The following is a 16,341-nucleotide window of genomic DNA, read 5'->3' as shown; positions in this document are numbered from 1 at the left end:
CTAGGGCCCTTCTGATGGATCTCCGTGGGAGAAGGAGCGGCGTTCGGTGCGTGCGATCGGCGTGCGGGGTGGCGGGCGTCGCGACGCCGCGGAGATCCATCAGAAGGGCCCTAGGGGCCCCTAGTTCTCGACGCCGTCGGCCGGGCGCACGATGACCAGGAAGGTGTCGGTCGCCAGGTCCATCACCACTTCCGCGGGCAGCCCTTCCAGCCGCCGGGCCTGTGCGAACTCCTCCGCAGGCCATGATCCTCGCGGTCCGCCTGCGGCAAAGCGTTCGAGCACGGTTCGCCCGTTCACCATCCTGCACCTCCAGAGCTGGTTCGTACTTGTAGGAGTTAACGCTCTGGGGAACGTGAACGGCTCGCCCGGTGACCGTACTGAGACACAGCCGACACCCCACCGGCGCGGAGGGTGAGAGTCCGTTGACTTTCGGCCACGTCCGTGACTGTGCGTGTCAGTCCTCGTACTCGTCGTGATAGCGGACGCGGTCGCTGCCCGCGGGGGCCCGGCCCAGGGCCGTCAGGTCGAGCAGTGAGGCGACCGAGCCGAGCCCGTCGAGTCCGCGGTCGTACGCCGAGTAGGTGTGGAAGACCCGGTCCGACTCCCGCAGGAAGCAGCTGATCCCGGGACGTTCCACCGGTTCGTCGTCCACCACGATGGTCGCCTCGAAGTCGCGGTTGAAGTCGCGGCCGACATCGCTGTGGTACGAGGAGTACCAGGGCACCGTCCAGCCCATCCGTGCCTTGAACGGCAGGATCCGGGTGAACGGCGCCCGGGAGACCGCCGCGAACGAGGTGCCGCGCGCCCGCAGATGTGCGAGGTGGCCGATCTGGTCCAGGAAGGCGGCACAGCCGGGGCAGCCGGCCTCCCACTCGGGGGCGAACATGAAGTGGTGGACGACCAGTTGGGCCCGTCCGTCGAAGAGGTCGAGCAGGTTCGCCTTGCCGTCGCCGCCCTCGAAGACGTACTCGGGGTCCACCTCGACCATGGGCAGCCGGCGCCGCTGCGCGTTGAGCGCGTCCCGCGCGCGCGTGACCGCCTCCTCCTTGAGCAGCAGCTCCTCGCGCGCGGCACGCCACCGCTCACGCGAGACGATCTCCGGAAGCGACATGGGTCCTCCTGTACGGCGGTCGGTTCCCTGTGGTGACCGTGGGAGGACGGAGAACTCATCGGCGCGGCCGAAGAATTCTTCCGCGTTGCGTCATCCGGCGAGCCGCGGCGCGGCGACCGGCATTCGCGGCACGGCGACCCCGTGCCGCTGCCCGCCCTGCGTCAACTCGGCTGCCAGGTCTTCGAGCTGCCGGGTGTGGCGGGCGGTGAGCCGGCCGGTCTCGTCGAGGTGCACGGCGCACGCGGTGGTGGTGTCCACGAGCCGTTCGAGTACGGCGGCCACCGCCTCCGTGCCCTCGGTGTGCCGGGCGAGAGCAGGGAGTTCGGCGGCGGCGAGGGCGATGGCGGAGCGTGCCTCGGCGAGGGTGCGGTAGGCCTCGCGACGCAGCGCCCAGCGTTCACCGCGGTCGCCGGACTCGCTCAGCACGTGGGCGAGGTAGGTGTGCGCGGCCCGCCCGGCCGCCGCCAGCCGGCCCCGGACCCCGCCACCGTGCTTCCCCGGCATCGGCAGGTGCCCGACGAGCAGGACCAACGCGCAGGCCAGCAGTGTCTCGCCGATCCGGCTGACCGAGGCCTGCGGTTCGCCCCCGACCATGACCAGGGCGAGCACCAGGACGGTGACGACGGCGGTCTGCGCGGCGAAGTGCCTGGTGGCCGCCGGGACGAGGGCGCCGCAGACGGCCACCAGGACGATGAGCCCCTCGGGCCGGGGCAGGACGGCGGCGAAGCCCGCGAAGACGAGGGCGCCGAGCACTGTCCCGGCGGCCCGGCACAGCACCCGGGAGGCGAGCGGACCGAGGTCGGGCTTGACGAGGAAGACGGCGGTGGCGGGCAGCCAGTACCAGTGCTGGTGACTGCCGTACCAGCGGGTGTGGTGCAGGGCCTGGGCGATGGCGGCGCTGGCTCCGAAGCACAGGGCGACCCGCAGCCCGTACTCCCGTCCGCCGCTGCCGAACGCGGCTCGCAGGACCTCCTCGGGGCCGCGGCGCCGGGCGGGCGGCCGCTGTTCGGCGCCCTCGGACCGGTCGAAGGCCTCGGCGGCCCGCAGCAGGGCGTCGTCGAGGGCGCGCAGGGCGGGCACCGCACGGGACGGCGCGGGCAGCGGTCCGGTGCCGGCGTTCTCCCGGACGGCGGCGGCGAGCCGGCGGGGCCCCTCCGCGGCCCGCTCGGATATCGGTTCGCCCGCCCAGGCGAGGGCGGTGGCCGCCTCGGCGAGGGGCAGCGCGGCGGCGTACTGCGCGTGCAGCCGGCGCTCGGCGGCGGAACTGGCGTACCGCCGCAGCCGGGGCCCGGTGAGCGCGTCCTGGGCGTGGTCGAGTGCGGTGCTCAGCGCCTTCCGCCGGCCGAGCGCGGCCTCGCCCGCGACGGCCTCCAGCAGGTCGGCGATGGCGTCGTACACGCCGGCGACGGCGTCCCGCTCGCCGTCGAACCGGTAGTCACCGGCGAGCGCGCCGGGCGTGGGCAGGGCGAGCCGCAGCACCAGCAGCCATCCGGCGCCGGCGAGGAAGGCGAGGGCCCGCTGCCAGCCCGCCTCGACGACCGGCATGCCGGCACCGATGGCGGCGGCGACCAGCAACTGCGTCCCGGCGCCGGAGGCGACGGGCCCGACGGCGCTGATGCCTCCGGCGACCAGGCCGAGACCCGTGAGCAGCAGGGTGAGGGGTACGGCGGCGAGATGTGCGCCGCCGTAGGTCCCGACCAGCAGCCCCACCGCACCGGCCGCCGCGGGCGCCCCGAGCCGCCGCACGGCGGCCCGTCGGCTGCCGGGCCGGTCGTTGATCCCGGCGAGCATGGCGGCGATGGCGGCGACCACACCGAGGGAGGTGCGCTGGGCCAGGACCGCCGCGAGCAGCAAGGGCCCGGCGGCCAGCGCCCCTCTGGTCACCGCGCTCCAGGGCACGGGCCCCCGCTGGGCGCGCAGGGCGTGGGCGAGCCAGGGGGGCAGGGTGACACGACGGGACACGGGGCTCCTGTCCGGACGAGGGCGGGGTGTGCCTTCGGGCGACGGTGGCCGGGCTGTGGGCTTCGTGGAGCCAACGGTAGATCGGGTTCCCGTACGAAAAGGTTCGATTGCATTTCGCAGGTGTGACAAGTGTCCCGTAGGACCGAGTTCTTTATGAACGCAATTCCGCGCGGGCTCGATTGGGCGTGCTGAGGCCGGGGCCCGGTCGATCCGGCGGTCGGTACCCGCCGTTGTTCGCAGGCGTTTTCGACCGGCGGACAAAACAGGATGCGCCGCGTCCGCGCGGGGTGGATCATCAGTTGGTCGACCTTGTCGCCGAAGGAGCCCCCCTTGATCCGACGCGTCACCACCCCTGGCCTCTGTGGAGAGGTGGACGGGGCCGACGGGGGCCCGGTACGGCAGGACGTCGTCGTACCCGAGGAGCCGGGGGCGTGAGCGTTGCAGTGGTGCTGCGGCGGGCCGGTGCGACGGATGCCGGGGCGGTGGCCGACGTCTGGCTGCGGTCGTACCGTGCCGCGCTGCCCACCGTCGTGCGGGCGCACTCGGACGACGAGGTGCGGGCGTACTTCCGGGACGTCGTGGTGCCGGAGCGGGAGACCTGGCTCGCGGAGGCGGCCGGGCTCGTCGTGGGGGTGATGGTGCTCGCGGGAGATCTGCTGTCGCAGTTGTACCTGGACCCCGGATGGCGGGGGCGCGGTCTCGGCGACCGGTTCGTCGCACTGGCGAAGGAGCGCTCGCCGCAGGGCCTCGCGCTGTGGACGTTCCAGGTCAACAAGCCCGCCCAGCGGTTTTACGAGCGGCACGGCTTCGTCGCCGTCGAGTCCACGGACGGGAGTGGCAACGAGGAGCGGGAGCCGGACGTCCGGTACGTCTGGCAGCCCTGAGCCCCGGCGCGGCCGCCCTGGGGACTCCCGCTCCCCTGGCCTACGTCTCCTCGCCCGCCGCCGGACCGGCCGGCGGCAGCCGGTGTCTGAGCTCGTCCATGACCGACGAGTCGGTCAGGGTCGTCACGTCGCCGAGCGCGCGGTGTTCGGCGACGTCCCGCAGCAGCCGGCGCATGATCTTGCCGGAGCGGGTCTTGGGGAGTTCGGTGACGACCAGGATCTCCCGGGGGCGGGCGATCGGGCCGATCTCCGTGGTGACGTGCGCGCGCAGCTGCGCCGCCACCTCCTCGGCCCCGGCCGCGCCCGCCTGCACGTCGCCGCGCAGGATGACGAAGGCGACCACGCCCTGTCCGGTCGTCACGTCGGTCGCGCCGACCACCGCCGCCTCCGCGACCAGCGGGTGGGAGACGAGGGCCGACTCCACCTCCGTGGTGGAGATGCGGTGCCCGGAGACGTTCATGACGTCGTCGACCCGGCCGAGCAGCCAGATGTCGCCGTCGTCGTCCTTCTTCGCGCCGTCCCCCGCGAAGTAGCTGCCGGGGAAACGCGACCAGTAGGTGTCGAGGTACCGCTGTTCGTCGCCCCAGATGGTGCGGAGCATCGCGGGCCACGGCTGGGTGAGGACCAGATAGCCGCCGGAGCCGTCGGGTACCGGCTCGCCGGTGTCGTCGACGACGTCGGCCGCGACACCGGGCAGCGGGCGCAGGGCCGAGCCCGGCTTGCAGACGCTCACACCGGGCAGCGGGCTGATCATCTGGGCTCCGGTCTCGGTCTGCCACCAGGTGTCGACGACGGGGCAGTTGCCGGCGCCGATGGTGTCGCGGTACCAGATCCATGCCTCGGGATTGATCGGTTCACCGACCGAGCCGAGGAGGCGCAGCGACGTCAGGTCGAACTGGGCCGGGATGTCGGCGCCCCATTTCATGAAGGTGCGGATCGCGGTGGGGGCGCAGTAGAGGATGGAGACCCGGTACTTCTCCACCAGTTCCCACCAGCGGCCCCGGTGCGGGGTGTCCGGCGTCCCCTCGTACAGCAGAGAGGTGACGCCGTTGGCCAGCGGGCCGTAGACGATGTACGAGTGGCCGGTGACCCACCCGATGTCGGCCGCCGTCCAGAAGACGTCCCGGTCCGGTTTGACGTCGAAGACCGCCCAGTGCGACCAGGCGACCTGGGTGAGATATCCGCCGGTGGTGTGCAGGATGCCCTTGGGGCGGGCGGTGGTGCCGGAGGTGTACATGATGTACAGGGGGTGTTCGCTGTCGAACGCCTCCGCCCGGTGCTCGGCCGGCTGTCCGTCGACCGTCTCGTGCCACCACAGGTCCCGGGCGGGGAGCCAGTCCACCGGCTGTCCGGTGCGCCGGACGACCAGGACGTGGCGCACGTCGGGGCAGCCGCGGAGTGCCTCGTCGACGGCCGGTTTCAGGGCGGAGGGGTGGCCGCGGCGGTAGCCGCCGTCCGCGGTGATCACCAAGCGGGCGTCGCAGTCGAGGATCCGGCCGCGCAGCGCCTCCGCGGAGAAGCCGCCGAAGACGACGGTGTGCGGGGCGCCGATGCGGGCGCAGGCCAGCATCGCCACCACCGTCTCCGGGATCATCGGCATGTAGACGGCGACCCGGTCGCCCGCGGTGACGCCGAGCGCCCGCAGGGCGTTGGCTGCCTTGCGGACCTCCGTCGTCAGCTGGGCGTAGGTGAGGGTGCGGGTGTCGCCGGGCTCGCCCTCCCAGTGGAAGGCGACCCGGTCGCCGAGGCCGGCGGCGACATGCCGGTCCAGGCAGTTGTGGGCCGCGTTCAGGCGGCCGCCGGTGAACCAGCGGGCGAACGGGGCGCGGCTCCAGTCCAGCACCTGGTCCCAGGGCCGCTCCCAGTCGAGCCGGCCGGCCGCCGCGGCCCAGAAGGCGAGGCGGTCGGCGTCCGCCCGGGCGTAGTCCGCCGCGGTGGCGTTGGCCGCCGAGGCCAGCTCCGGGGGCGGCGGGAAGCGGCGCTCCTCGTGCAGCAGGTTGGAGAGCGTCCCGCCGCCGCTGTCGGTCATGCGTGGGCCCCGAACGGCCCGTGACGGTGGCCGCGATGCGGTCGCAGGTGCTCGCCGATGTCCGGGAAGACGGGCAGGACGGCACGGTGGAACGTGGAGTTGGCGACGCCGGCGAACGACGCGTACCAGGCGCACACCGCGGTGACCAGGCCGAGCCAGCCGCCGGCCTCGACGGTGCCGGGCGACTGCGCGAACTCGCCGACGCACAGCACGATGAACGTCGCCGACAGGGTGACCAGGACGGCCAGCAGGGCGCCCGTGGTGCGGGTGGCGGCGACGGTCATGTAGACCGTGAAGACCGCGAACACCAGCAGGAACAGGCCGGTCGCCTGGTGCACGGTGGCGGGTGGCAGGCTGCCCGCGACGAACCTCGCGTAGCCGGCGTAGGCCAGCCAGAAGGCGGCGTACGACCCGAAGGCGGTGGCGCCGAAGGTGTTGCCCTTGCGGAACTCCCACATGGCCGCGAGCAACTGGACCAGTCCGCCGTAGAACAGGGCGAGCGGGAGGACGACGGCGGCCAGCGTCTGGTCGGTGATCAGGTCGGCGTTGAAGACGCTGAGGACGAAGGTCGTCGCCGCGAAGGCACCGAGGCCGAGCGGGCCGGGGTCCGCGACGGTTCCGGTGTCGGTGCTGGGGGTGCTCATCTGCGCCTCCTCGTGCGATGTGCCTCACAAGGACGTGAGTCCGTCCCGGACACCACGAGGGCCGGCGGCGCCACGCGTCCACGGTCTCCGGGTTCCCCAACCCCTCGCACTTATGCGGACATAACTATGCAGATCCCCACATCCGGCGCTTCGCCAACGGCTTCCCGTAGCTCCCCGCCCGGCTGGTGGTGAGCCCCAGCGTCACCAGCGACTCCGCCAGCTTGACCGCCGCGCCGACCCCGTCCACGACCGGGAGGCCGAGCTTCTCCCCCACCGTCTGCTGCAGCCCCGTCATCCCGGCGCAGCCGAGGACGAGGACCTCGGCGCCGGCGTCGCGGACCCGTTCGGCCGCCGCCAGGAACGCGGCCTCCGTCCGTCCGGGATCACCGGCGAGGTCCAGGACCCCCAGACCCGTGCCCGCCACGGCCACGCAGTTGCGGGCGATCCCCGCCGTCTCCAGGCTGTCCTCGATCTGCCCGCGCGAGCGGTCCAGCGTGGTGACGACGCCGTAGCGGCGGCCCAGCAGGCAGGCCAGATGGGCCGCGGCCTCGGTGATGTCGACGACCGGGACGTCCAGCAACTCCCGTGCGCCTTCCCGTCCGTGCTCGCCGAAACCGGCCATGACCACCGCGTCGTACGGCGGGCCCGGGTAGGTCCGCAGGGCGTCCAGGACCGCCGCCGCCGACAGGTAGCTGTCGAGCCAGCCCTCCGCCGACTCGGGACCCCAGCTCGGGGTCAGTCCGGTCACGGTGGTGCCCGGGCCTGCGGCGGCCCGGGCACCTCGCACGATCTCCTCGGTCATCTCCTGCGTGGTGTTGCAGTTGGTGACGACGATCCGCACGTCCGTCAGGCCTCCTCGGTCTCGGGGGTCCGGTCGTCCCGGCACAGCACCAGGTACAGGCCCGCAGCCAGGGCGGTGCCGATGAACCAGGAGTAGGGCGCCACATCGCTGAAGGTCTTCACCAGCGCGAGCACGCCCGCGACCGCCGCCGAGGGCAGGAACGCCCACAGCGCCTTGGGGTTGACGCCCTTGCGGTAGTGGTACGGGGAGCCGGGCGTCGCGTCGAAGAGCTGCCGTACGTCGACCTTGCCGCGCTTGATCGCGTAGTAGTCGACCATGATCACGCCGAACAGCGGTCCCAGGAAGGCGCCGAGGCCCCCCAGGAAGTAGTTGACGACGGTGGGGTTGGAGAAGAGGTTCCAGGGGGTGACGAGGAGGGCCGCGACCGTGCTGATCATGCCGCCGACCTTGAAGGTGATCTTCTGCGGCCAGACGTTGGCCAGGTCGTACGCCGGTGAGACGAAGTTGGCGACGATGTTGACGCCCATGGTGGCGACCGCGAAGGTCAGGGCCGCCACGACCAGGACCCAGGTGTTGCCGACCTTGGCGACCAGTTCGGCGGGGTCGGTGATGGCCTCGCCGAAGACCTCCAGCGAACCCGCCGTCACGATCACCGAGACGACCACGAACGCCGTGGAGTTGATCGGCAGGCCCCAGAAGTTCCCGCGGCGCACGGTCCGGTAGTCGGGGGCGAAGCGCGAGAAGTCACAGAAGTTGAGCATCAGCGTGCCGTAGGTGGCGAGGATCAGGCCGATCGCGCCGAACCACTGGCGCCACTGCTCACCGGTGGAGACCGGGTGCGGGGTGGAGGTGAGCGAGATGGTCCAGTGGGCCTTGGCGAGGATCCAGACCGCGAGGGCGATCATGACCAGCCAGATCGCCGGGCCGCAGAAGTCCTGGAACTTGCGGACCGACTCCATGCCCCGGCTGATGATCGCCGCCTGGATCAGCCAGAGCGAGACGAACGAGATCCAGCCCAGCGTGTCCAGGCCCAGGAAGGAGGTCTCCGTCAGGGACTTCAGGCCGGGCCAGGCCGCCAGCAGCATCACGTTGACGGCGACGGACGCCAGGTAGGTCTGGATGCCGTACCACATGATGGCGATCACGGCCCTGATCAGCGCGGGGATGTTGGCGCCCCAGACGCCGAAGCTGATCCGGCTGACCACCGGGAACGGCACTCCGTGACGCTGGCCGATCCTGCCCATCCAGTTCATGCCGACGTAGATGAGCACGAAGCCGACGAGGAGGGAGGTGAAGACCTGCCAGACGTTCATGCCGAGGACCAGCAGGCCGGCGGCGAAGGTGTAGTTGCCGAGGTTGTGGACGTCGGACATCCACATGGCGAACAGGTCGAAGACCTTCCAGTTCCGCTGCTCGGCGGGGGCGAGGTCGTCGTTGGTGAGCCGGGGGTCGGGGACGAACGCGGGTGCACCGGTGGCTTCGGCGCGGTCGGCCAGGGACACGGAGCCTCCAGGACTTCGGGGCGGGGAGGGAGGGGACGGCCGCGGGTCGCCGCCGTCGGGTGCCGCGGATGGGCTGCTGCGCGCGTTTGGTATACCAAACTGCCGTCATGGTCCTCCCGTCAAGCGTTCTGACCGATGTCCGTCCCGTTACGGCTCCGTAAAAGCCCCCTCGGGTCGGCGAAAATGACCTCATGGGCTCCCCCACGACGAAGACCGAACCCCTGGGCGCGGTACGCGAACGCGTCCTCGCCACCCTGCGGCAGGACATCATCGAGGGCCGACTGGCCCCGGGTGACCGGCTGGTCGAGCGGGAACTGGCCGAACGGTTCGGGGTGTCCCGGGTGCCGGTCCGGGAGGCGATCCGGGCCCTGGTGACCGAGGGCTTCGTGCTCTTCGAGTCGGCCCGCCGCACGGTGGTGCGCCGGCTGACCCCGACCGACGTCAAGGAACTCTTCGAGCTGCGCGAGGCGTTGGAGGTCTACGCGGCCGGTCTCGCGGCCTCGCGGGCGACGCCCCAGGCACTGGCCGAGCTCCGGGAACTGCTCGACCAGGCCGCCACGGCCACCGACTCCGACGACGCCGAGACGATCACCGACGTCAACACCCGCTTCCACGACCGGATCCTGGGCCTGGCGGGCAACAGCCTGCTCATCTCGGTCATGGAACCGGTCGACGGCCGGCTCCGCTGGCTCACCCGGCGCAACGAGGAATGGCCCCAGCTCCTCACCGAGCACCGCGCGCTGTACGACGCGATCGCCTCCGGCGACCCGGACCGCGCCCGCACCGTCGCCCTCGCCCACGTGCGGGCCAACCACCGCTCGACGGTGCGGCACCTGTTCGGCGAGGAGACCGGCCACTGACCACGACGGGCAGTGACAGCCGTCCGGCCACACCGAGACGGTCGCCGACCGGCCGGCAGCGGAGGGCCGGTGGGGGCTCGGTGGCGGCGGGCTCGGGTCGTCCACCCCCCGGTCACACCCTGGCTCCTCCGGTCGCTCGGGTCAGAGCAGGCCGGCTGTCTGCGCCGCCTTCCGGAGCACTCCGCGGAGCATCTCGGGGGTGAGGAGGCCCGTGAAGGTGTTGCGCTGGCTGACGTGGAAGCAGCCGAAGAGGTCCAGGCCGCCCAGGTCGACCCGGGTGCCGTGGGCGAAGCGCGGGCGGGGCCTCGGCACGGTCCAGCCCGCCGCGGCGAACGCCGGCAGCGCGGCCTGCCAGCCGAACGCGCCGAGCACGACCGCGGCCCGCAGCGTCGGCCGCAACAGCGCCAGCTCCTCCACCAGCCACGGGCGGCAGGTGTCCCGCTCCGCGGGGGTCGGCTTGTTGTCGGGCGGGGCGCAGTGCACCGGCGAGGTGATCCGCACGCCGTGCAGCCGCAGACCGTCGTCGACGCTGACCGCCGTCGGCTGCGAGGCGAGCCCGACGTCGTACAGCGCCTGGTACAGGACGTCACCGGAGCGGTCGCCGGTGAACATCCGGCCGGTGCGGTTGCCTCCGTGCGCGGCCGGGGCGAGGCCGATGATCAGCAGCCGGGCGTCGGGCGGTCCGAAGCCGGGGACGGGTCGGCCCCAGTACGTCCAGTCGGCGAACGCCGCGCGCTTGGTACGCGCCACGTCCTCCCGCCAGGCGACCAGCCGGGGACAGGCACGACAGGCGCTGACACGGTGATCGAGGTCGGCGAGGGGGGTGCGCTGCATGCTTCAACGGTAGGGCCGCCGGGATGGGGGCGTGCGTCCGCCGGGTCCGGCGCGACGACGGGTCGTGGCCGTTCGTGCTTTCCCCGCGGCTCTTCGGGGCGCGTTAAGGTCAGGACATGTCTTCTCAGGACGTGCACGACAGCCCTGCCCCCGCCGAGCAGGCACCGGGCGCCGAGGCTCTCGATCCCGCCGCCGTCGCCGCGGCGGTCGCCGCCGCCGAGGCCGCCGCGCCGGGGCCCGGGGAGACCGTGCGGATCGACAGCTGGATCTGGGCCGTGCGTCTGATCAAGACCCGTTCCATGGGAGCCACCGCCTGCCGGGGCGGGCATGTCCAGGTGAACGGCGAGCGGGTCAAACCCGCCCACTCCGTGCGCGTCGGTGACGAGGTCCGGCTGCGCCAGGAGGGGCGGGAACGCGTCGTCATCGTGAAGCGGCTGATCCGCAAGCGGGTCGGCGCTCCGGTCGCCGCCCAGTGCTACGTCGACAACTCCCCGCCGCCCCCGCCCCGCGAGGCGGTCGCACCCATCGGTCTGCGCGACCGCGGCACCGGCCGCCCCACCAAACGCGACCGCCGCGAGCTGGAACGGCTCCGCGGCCTCGCCGGGCCGGCCGGGGGCCTGGGCAGGCCGGGAGGCATGGGCCCGGCGAGCGGTGGGCGCCCCGGCGGTCGGTGATCCACCGGGCGCCACAGGCCTCGGCCGGTCCGGGGACGGCCGACCCGGACCCTCACATCCGTCCCCGCACCAGTCCCCACAGCCGCGCGTTCTGCTCCCGCCGGGCCCACGCGATCAGGACCAGCGGCACCAGCAGGACCAGCGGGGTCGCCGCGTTCTGCCCGTTGAACACCGTCAGCTGGACGATGAACGCGCCCACCATGAGCCCGCTGAGCGCCATCGCCGCCACGGACTGCAGCACCGGTGTCACCAGGGCGATCGCACCCGCCAGTTCGAGCACGCCGATGGCGTACATGCCCGCGCTGCCCCAGCCGATCCTGTCGAAGGACTCCACGGCGGCTGAATACGCGATCAGCTTGGGCAGTGCGCTCGCGACGGCGTAGAACAGGGCGAGCAGCACCTGCAGCACCCGCACGGCCAGGCGGGCGGCATGTCGTCGGCCGGGCTTCGCAGACCCGGTCACGGTGGAGGGCACGGGGGCGGCGGAAGGAGCGAGGACGGCGGGAGCGGCGGTCTCGGACATGAGGTTCTCCTGGGGAAACGGTCTCTGCTGCTGTCACAGGGGTAGACCCGCCCGCCACGGAGAACTCATCGCTGCCGTCCTCGATTTTCAGGTTCCCCTATGACGCGCCGAACCGGCGACGGGTCTCCTCGTCGGCCGGCAGGAAGGTCTCCAGGTGCAGACCTTCGAGGGTCGCGTCGGTGGCGGTGCTGAGCGTGGCGGAGGTGCTGAAGAACCGGAGCGGGCTGCCGTCCACGTCGATTTCGAGGGTGATGACCGGTCCCGTGCCGACGGGGGCGGCATCGGATGTGCCGAGGTGTCCGGCGATCTCCCCGGCCAGCTCGTGGAGGCGCTGGTCGTGGGTGCGTTCGGCCCGGTGGCGCACCTGGTGCAGCAGGTGGCCGCCCCACTGCGCGAGATTGCCGATCCGGTCGGCCAGCCCGTCCGGATGCAGACAGACCCGGACCACGTTGACCGGTGGCTCCAGCAGTTCCGGCGCGCAGCCGGCCAGCAGCTGATCGACGGCGGCGTTGGCGTCGACGATGTCCCAGTGCTCGTCCAACAGCAGTGCGGGGTAGGGCAGGTGGGCGTCGAGGAGCCGACGCAGGCCGTCCATCACGAGCGCGATCGACGCGTCGTCCAGTTGGCGGTCCTGATAGCGCGGTGCGTAACCGGCGGCCAGCAGAAGCTGGTTGCGATCGCGCAGCGGCACGTCCAGGTTGTCGGAGAGGTGCATGAGCATCTCCGGTGTCGGGTGGGCCTTGCCGGTCTCCACCCGGCTGAGGTGCCGGGTGGAGACCCGTGAACGGTTGGACAGCTCCTGCTGGCTGAACCGGCGTCGTTCACGCCAGGTGCGCAGCAGCGCGCCGACGGGCGGGACTTCGGTCGCAACGCTCATGTCCGCGAGGCTCATGTCCGCGAGTCTAGGGGGCCGTGTCCGGGCCGCCATGACCTGTGAGGTCATGGATCGGATGAGCGGCCGGGGGTCAGGATGTGGGACATCAGCCGATCGAGACGAACGGAGAAACGAACATGAAGGGCATCGTCCAGCAGTACCTGGCCACCTGGAACGCGACCGGTGAGGAGCGGGCGGCGTTGCTCTCCGAGCACTGGTCGACCGAGGCGACCTACACGGATCCGCTGGCCGAGGTCCGCGGCCACGAGGGGATCGCCGCGGTCGTCGACGGGGTCCACGCGCAGTTTCCTGGGTTCGTGTTCACCCAGGTCGGTGAGGTCGACGCCCACCACCGCCAGGTGCGCTTCCAGTGGGGCCTGGGTCCGGAGGGAGCCGAGCCGCTGGTGATCGGATTCGACGTCCTGGTGCTGGACGAGTCGGGCCGCATCCAGGACGTGCACGGCTTCCTGGACAAGGTGCCGGCATGACGGCGCCGCGCGCATACGTGGTCGGATACCTGCGGAACGTCGACCTCGGCCCGGAGATCGCGGAGTACATCGAGCGGATCGAGGCCACGATGGCACCGTACGGCGGCCGCTTCCTCGTGCACGGCGGACGGCTCGTCGAGCACGAGGGCACCTGGAACGGCGACATCGTGATACTCGAGTTCCCCGATGCGGCCCGTGCGCAGGAGTGGTACGAATCGCCTGACTACCAGGCGATCCTGCCGCTCCGCACGGAGCACGCGACCTCGATGGTCGCCCTGGTCGAGGGAGTCCCCGACGGCTACCGCGCAAGCGAGAAGATCGCCCAGCTGTTCCCGATCCCGAGCGGCCCGGCGAGCTGAGCGCGGACCGGCCGCCGGGGCCGGTCAGGCCGCCGGGGCCTGCCGGGCCGCGGGTATCGCCCGTACCCAGGTCCCGTCCTCCGTCAGATATTCGGCCACCTCCAGCCCGGCCTCCGCCAGCGCGCCCTCGAACTGCTGCCTGGTGAGCGGCCGGGCCAGGAACGTCTGCGTCCAGGCCGCGTCCGGGAAGTCGTACTCCACATGGACCGAGTTCACCCCGTCACCGACCGGCTCGGCCGACACGATCCGCACGGTGTAGCCGCTGGGGTCGACCCGCTCCCTGGGCAGGTCGACGTGGTAGTCCGCGCCCTCCCGCTGGATGAGGACACAGCCGCCGTCCGCCACATGGGATGCGCAGGTCCGCAGCATGCCCTGCCGTACTTCCACGTCCCCGGCGTGCACCAGGAACGACGCGAGCAGCACCACGTCGAATCTCTCGCCCAGGTCGAGCCCTTCGATGGTGCTGCATATCGTGCGCGCCCCGCGGACGCGCTCCAGCATCTCCTCCGACTCGTCGACCGCGGTGACCGTGAACCCGCGCTCCAGGAGCGGGTGCGTCATCCGTCCCACGCCGCAGCCCAGCTCCAGGATGCGGGCGCCGGCCGGTGCCGCCGCCTCGACGATGTCCGGCTCGCTCCCCACGGCCAGTCGCGAGTAGAGCTCCACCGCACAGCCGTCCGGGGTGATCGCGCCCGGACCCGTCCCCTTGTACCCCTCACGCATTTCGATCGTCATGCCCGAAGAACGGCCGGCCACCGCGCGGCCGTTCCCGGGCGGCGGCGGTTCACTCGTTCGAGTAGTTCGGTGTCCGACGGGAACTTCCCCGCGGCACCGGCGGGGTGACGGCCGGTCGGATCACGCCGTGCGCCGTCACCGTTCCCACGGGAACCATCCGTGCCCGGTGTACCAGTGGCCGCCGGCCCGCAACAGGTCGCCGACCGCCCGCTCCAGCGACGTACGCCGGGGCAGGTCGGGGGCCGGTAGGTCGGGGTCGCCGAAGACGAAGGCGACCGGCGTGGTGTCGGCCGGCTCCCGGTCGTCCCAGCCGGGCCGGAACCGCTCCTGGAACCGGATGATGTTGGAGTCCGCCGGGAGGTGCCGCCGCAGCTGCGGATCGAGCAGCCAGGAGTGGCAGGTCGCGACGACCGGTTTCTCGTCGGGGAAGTACCGGGCGAAGAACTCCCGGGCCCGGAGCACGGAACGGTCGCAGGCGGCCGGGGTGAGCGGTCCGAGGAAGTCGGGGATGTGCAGGTTCAGGCTGGGGGTGCCGGCGGCGACCTCGGTTCCGGCGCCGGCGATCGCCTGTGCCGTTCGGGTGCCGAGGCCCGCCAGCTCGTACTGCAGCCGCCCCAGCTGGTAGAGCCTGCCGCAGAAGTGGCGGGTGAGCCAGTGCGCCTGTCGGGCGCCCAGCCCGCCGCGGCCGTACCGTCTGCGGTGCAGTGCCATGCCGCGGCCGAGGTCGGTGAGCGTCATCCGGGTGATGTCGCCGGGGATGCCGAGTTCCCGGTGCGCGGCGCGCACACGCGGCACCGCGACGAGGAAGGCGTACACGAGGAAGTACTCGCCGAGGGCGGCCGAAGCATGGGCGGCCCGGTCCCCGAGCCCGCCCGGGTCGTCGACCTCCCGGACGACGCTGGTCACGTCCTCGGCGCACGCGTCCAGGAGCCGTCGCAGGCCGGGATCGGCCGTCACGTTCCGCAGGCGCGCGGTCACCTCGTTGATGTCCTCGTGCGGCACGGCGAGGTCGAGGAGCAGGTCGGGCAGGTCGTCGGCGTCCGGCAGCACGATGGTTCCCCCCTTGGTGGACGTCCTCGTCGAAGAGTACGTTGCTGGGAGGAGTGGTGATCCGCGATGCGTACAGGCAGTGAACCGGTCACCGCGCGCAGTCCGCTGCGGGCGCGGTTGTGGCTGAGCGTGTGGGGAATCGCCTGGGCGGTCTTCGGCACGGCGGTGTTCGCGGTCGTCGGACGTCCCGGCTGGGCGGCGGCCTGCGGGGTGCTGTGGCTGGTGGCCACCGTCGACCTGGCCGTGATCGTAAGGCACCTGCGGCAGGGGCCGCACTACCAGCCGGGCCGTGATGTGCCGCCGTACCGGCCGGTGGACGCCCCGCCGCCGGTGCGGCGGCCGCCGCGGCACCGGCACCCCTGAGCGCGCGTCCGGTGCGGTCGGCGGTGAGCGGCCGGCCGCCGCGATGAGCCCTGCGCGAACGTCCGCTCACGTACCGCTGTCGAATCGGGCCGCCTTCAGGTACTCCGGGTTCGGGTCCAGCGCGGCCGCCAGCCGGAAGTGACGTATCGCGAGGTCGGCACGGCCCTGGCGTTCGTAGGTGCGGGCGAGCGCGAAGTGGGCGAAGGCGTTGTCCGGCTCCCGCTCCAGGACGATGGTGAACTCCAGCTCGGCGGGTCGCAGTTGCGCGGCGGCGAAGAACGCACGGGCGCGCAGCAGCCGGGCGGCGGTGTTCTCGGGGTGCGCGGCGATCACTCCGTCGAGGAGTTTCACCGCGCCCCGCGGGTCCCGTGCGTTGAGCAGCTGCTCGGCCGCACGGAAGTCGATGACATGCGTCTCCGGAGTACGTCCGGTCGAACCGCTGGTCTCGGGCACGGCAAAGTCCTTCCCTCACTGAAGCGGTTCAACGCGTGGACGAGTGTCCGCTATTTCGTGGCCCGCTTCCCGCGAGCCGGTGAACCTTTCCGGTCACAGCGCTAGGGTGCGTTTCAGAAGTGGATCTTGATGTGTCAAGATCCACTTCGTGGGGAGGCACGATCTGACGAATGCGCAGTGGGCGAAGCTGGAGC

At 72.1% G+C, this 16,341-nt stretch carries 19 protein-coding genes; 6 read left to right on the top strand and 13 right to left on the bottom strand.

What is annotated here, in order from left to right:
- Positions 1–120: 120 nt before the first annotated feature.
- The 3 genes from AB0958_RS41310 to AB0958_RS41300 all read right to left on the bottom strand — a co-directional run bounded on the left by AB0958_RS41310 (position 121) and on the right by AB0958_RS41300 (position 3,073).
- Complete coding sequence (locus tag AB0958_RS41310) at positions 121–300, bottom strand: hypothetical protein (RefSeq protein WP_366895639.1); 180 nt, start codon at positions 298–300, stop codon at positions 121–123.
- Between the two features lie 154 nt (positions 301–454).
- The gene (locus AB0958_RS41305; RefSeq protein WP_366895638.1) at positions 455–1,111 is read right to left on the bottom strand and encodes a DUF899 domain-containing protein; all 657 of its coding nucleotides are present in this window, start codon (positions 1,109–1,111) and stop codon (positions 455–457) included.
- 90 nt (positions 1,112–1,201) lie between these two features.
- The gene (locus AB0958_RS41300) at positions 1,202–3,073 is read right to left on the bottom strand and encodes an FUSC family protein (RefSeq protein WP_366895636.1); all 1,872 of its coding nucleotides are present in this window, start codon (positions 3,071–3,073) and stop codon (positions 1,202–1,204) included.
- 431 nt (positions 3,074–3,504) lie between these two features.
- Here AB0958_RS41300 and AB0958_RS41295 point away from each other — a divergent pair, with 431 nt between their 5' ends.
- Complete coding sequence (locus AB0958_RS41295; RefSeq protein WP_366895635.1) at positions 3,505–3,957, top strand: GNAT family N-acetyltransferase; 453 nt, start codon at positions 3,505–3,507, stop codon at positions 3,955–3,957.
- A 40-nt stretch (positions 3,958–3,997) separates the two neighbouring features.
- Here the strand turns inward: AB0958_RS41295 and acs are convergent, their stop codons facing one another.
- From acs to AB0958_RS41275, 4 genes are all read right to left on the bottom strand, one after another.
- Positions 3,998–5,986, bottom strand: a complete 1,989-nt coding sequence (acs, locus tag AB0958_RS41290; protein WP_366895634.1) for an acetate--CoA ligase — start codon at positions 5,984–5,986, stop codon at positions 3,998–4,000.
- Positions 5,983–6,630, bottom strand: coding sequence for an acetate uptake transporter (locus AB0958_RS41285; RefSeq protein WP_366895633.1), 648 nt, complete (start codon positions 6,628–6,630; stop codon positions 5,983–5,985). Before AB0958_RS41285 ends, acs begins: the two co-directional genes overlap by 4 nt.
- Positions 6,631–6,754: 124 nt before the next feature.
- Positions 6,755–7,471 (bottom strand): aspartate/glutamate racemase family protein, encoded by a 717-nt coding sequence (locus AB0958_RS41280; RefSeq protein ID WP_366895632.1) that lies wholly within the window; start codon positions 7,469–7,471, stop codon positions 6,755–6,757.
- Between the two features lie 5 nt (positions 7,472–7,476).
- On the bottom strand, positions 7,477–8,934 hold the full coding sequence (locus AB0958_RS41275; RefSeq protein ID WP_366895631.1) for an NCS1 family nucleobase:cation symporter-1: 1,458 nt from the start codon (positions 8,932–8,934) through the stop codon (positions 7,477–7,479).
- 191 nt (positions 8,935–9,125) lie between these two features.
- Between AB0958_RS41275 and AB0958_RS41270 the strand changes: the two genes are divergently transcribed.
- Entirely contained in the window at positions 9,126–9,794 is a 669-nt protein-coding gene (locus tag AB0958_RS41270) for a GntR family transcriptional regulator (RefSeq protein WP_366895630.1), read from the top strand.
- A 141-nt stretch (positions 9,795–9,935) separates the two neighbouring features.
- Here AB0958_RS41270 and AB0958_RS41265 read toward each other — a convergent pair whose 3' ends face one another.
- Entirely contained in the window at positions 9,936–10,628 is a 693-nt protein-coding gene (locus AB0958_RS41265) for a uracil-DNA glycosylase (RefSeq protein WP_366895629.1), read from the bottom strand.
- A gap of 116 nt (positions 10,629–10,744) precedes the next feature.
- Between AB0958_RS41265 and AB0958_RS41260 the strand changes: the two genes are divergently transcribed.
- Entirely contained in the window at positions 10,745–11,302 is a 558-nt protein-coding gene (locus tag AB0958_RS41260; RefSeq protein ID WP_366895628.1) for an RNA-binding S4 domain-containing protein, read from the top strand.
- 52 nt (positions 11,303–11,354) lie between these two features.
- On the opposite strand, the gene AB0958_RS41255 is transcribed toward AB0958_RS41260, so the two are convergent.
- Positions 11,355–11,825: a DoxX family protein gene (locus tag AB0958_RS41255; RefSeq protein ID WP_366895627.1), complete on the bottom strand. Its 471-nt coding sequence runs from the start codon at positions 11,823–11,825 to the stop codon at positions 11,355–11,357.
- A 97-nt stretch (positions 11,826–11,922) separates the two neighbouring features.
- Positions 11,923–12,717: a helix-turn-helix transcriptional regulator gene (locus AB0958_RS41250; RefSeq protein WP_366895626.1), complete on the bottom strand. Its 795-nt coding sequence runs from the start codon at positions 12,715–12,717 to the stop codon at positions 11,923–11,925.
- Positions 12,718–12,836: 119 nt separating this feature from the next.
- On the opposite strand from AB0958_RS41250, the gene AB0958_RS41245 reads away from it, so the two are divergent.
- The gene (locus tag AB0958_RS41245; RefSeq protein ID WP_366895625.1) at positions 12,837–13,187 is read left to right on the top strand and encodes a nuclear transport factor 2 family protein; all 351 of its coding nucleotides are present in this window, start codon (positions 12,837–12,839) and stop codon (positions 13,185–13,187) included.
- Positions 13,184–13,546: a DUF1330 domain-containing protein gene (locus AB0958_RS41240; RefSeq protein WP_366895624.1), complete on the top strand. Its 363-nt coding sequence runs from the start codon at positions 13,184–13,186 to the stop codon at positions 13,544–13,546. Before AB0958_RS41245 ends, AB0958_RS41240 begins: the two co-directional genes overlap by 4 nt.
- Before the next feature lie 24 nt (positions 13,547–13,570).
- Here AB0958_RS41240 and AB0958_RS41235 read toward each other — a convergent pair whose 3' ends face one another.
- Both AB0958_RS41235 and AB0958_RS41230 read right to left on the bottom strand, forming a co-directional pair.
- Complete coding sequence (locus AB0958_RS41235) at positions 13,571–14,269, bottom strand: class I SAM-dependent methyltransferase (protein WP_366895640.1); 699 nt, start codon at positions 14,267–14,269, stop codon at positions 13,571–13,573.
- 147 nt (positions 14,270–14,416) lie between these two features.
- A complete protein-coding gene (locus AB0958_RS41230; protein ID WP_366895623.1) occupies positions 14,417–15,331 on the bottom strand; it encodes an acyltransferase domain-containing protein in 915 nt (304 codons plus the stop codon).
- A gap of 66 nt (positions 15,332–15,397) precedes the next feature.
- Between AB0958_RS41230 and AB0958_RS41225 the strand changes: the two genes are divergently transcribed.
- Complete coding sequence (locus tag AB0958_RS41225; RefSeq protein ID WP_366895622.1) at positions 15,398–15,694, top strand: DUF6343 family protein; 297 nt, start codon at positions 15,398–15,400, stop codon at positions 15,692–15,694.
- 66 nt (positions 15,695–15,760) lie between these two features.
- Here the strand turns inward: AB0958_RS41225 and AB0958_RS41220 are convergent, their stop codons facing one another.
- Positions 15,761–16,147 (bottom strand): tetratricopeptide repeat protein, encoded by a 387-nt coding sequence (locus AB0958_RS41220; protein ID WP_046729631.1) that lies wholly within the window; start codon positions 16,145–16,147, stop codon positions 15,761–15,763.
- Positions 16,148–16,341 lie beyond the last annotated feature (194 nt).

It is taken from the genome of Streptomyces sp. NPDC006655, assembly GCF_040703965.1.
Taxonomy (GTDB): Bacteria; Actinomycetota; Actinomycetes; order Streptomycetales; family Streptomycetaceae; genus Streptomyces.
The sequence above is the reverse complement of the archived record's forward strand: the minus strand, read 5'-3'. Positions and strand labels throughout refer to the sequence as shown.

What these genes read in the sequence shown, in the direction of transcription:
- AB0958_RS41305 (WP_366895638.1), bottom strand. Translation starts at nt 1,111, where the DNA reads ATGTCGCTTCCGGAGATCGTCTCGCGTGAGCGGTGGCGTGCCGCGCGC.
- AB0958_RS41265 (WP_366895629.1), bottom strand. Translation starts at nt 10,628, where the DNA reads ATGCAGCGCACCCCCCTCGCCGACCTCGATCACCGTGTCAGCGCCTGT.
- AB0958_RS41260 (WP_366895628.1), top strand. Translation starts at nt 10,745, where the DNA reads ATGTCTTCTCAGGACGTGCACGACAGCCCTGCCCCCGCCGAGCAGGCA.
- AB0958_RS41310 (WP_366895639.1), bottom strand. Translation starts at nt 300, where the DNA reads ATGGTGAACGGGCGAACCGTGCTCGAACGCTTTGCCGCAGGCGGACCG.
- AB0958_RS41235 (WP_366895640.1), bottom strand. Translation starts at nt 14,269, where the DNA reads ATGCGTGAGGGGTACAAGGGGACGGGTCCGGGCGCGATCACCCCGGAC.
- AB0958_RS41250 (WP_366895626.1), bottom strand. Translation starts at nt 12,717, where the DNA reads ATGAGCCTCGCGGACATGAGCGTTGCGACCGAAGTCCCGCCCGTCGGC.
- AB0958_RS41270 (WP_366895630.1), top strand. Translation starts at nt 9,126, where the DNA reads ATGGGCTCCCCCACGACGAAGACCGAACCCCTGGGCGCGGTACGCGAA.
- acs (WP_366895634.1), bottom strand. Translation starts at nt 5,986, where the DNA reads ATGACCGACAGCGGCGGCGGGACGCTCTCCAACCTGCTGCACGAGGAG.
- AB0958_RS41240 (WP_366895624.1), top strand. Translation starts at nt 13,184, where the DNA reads ATGACGGCGCCGCGCGCATACGTGGTCGGATACCTGCGGAACGTCGAC.
- AB0958_RS41225 (WP_366895622.1), top strand. Translation starts at nt 15,398, where the DNA reads ATGCGTACAGGCAGTGAACCGGTCACCGCGCGCAGTCCGCTGCGGGCG.
- AB0958_RS41285 (WP_366895633.1), bottom strand. Translation starts at nt 6,630, where the DNA reads ATGAGCACCCCCAGCACCGACACCGGAACCGTCGCGGACCCCGGCCCG.
- AB0958_RS41245 (WP_366895625.1), top strand. Translation starts at nt 12,837, where the DNA reads ATGAAGGGCATCGTCCAGCAGTACCTGGCCACCTGGAACGCGACCGGT.
- AB0958_RS41255 (WP_366895627.1), bottom strand. Translation starts at nt 11,825, where the DNA reads ATGTCCGAGACCGCCGCTCCCGCCGTCCTCGCTCCTTCCGCCGCCCCC.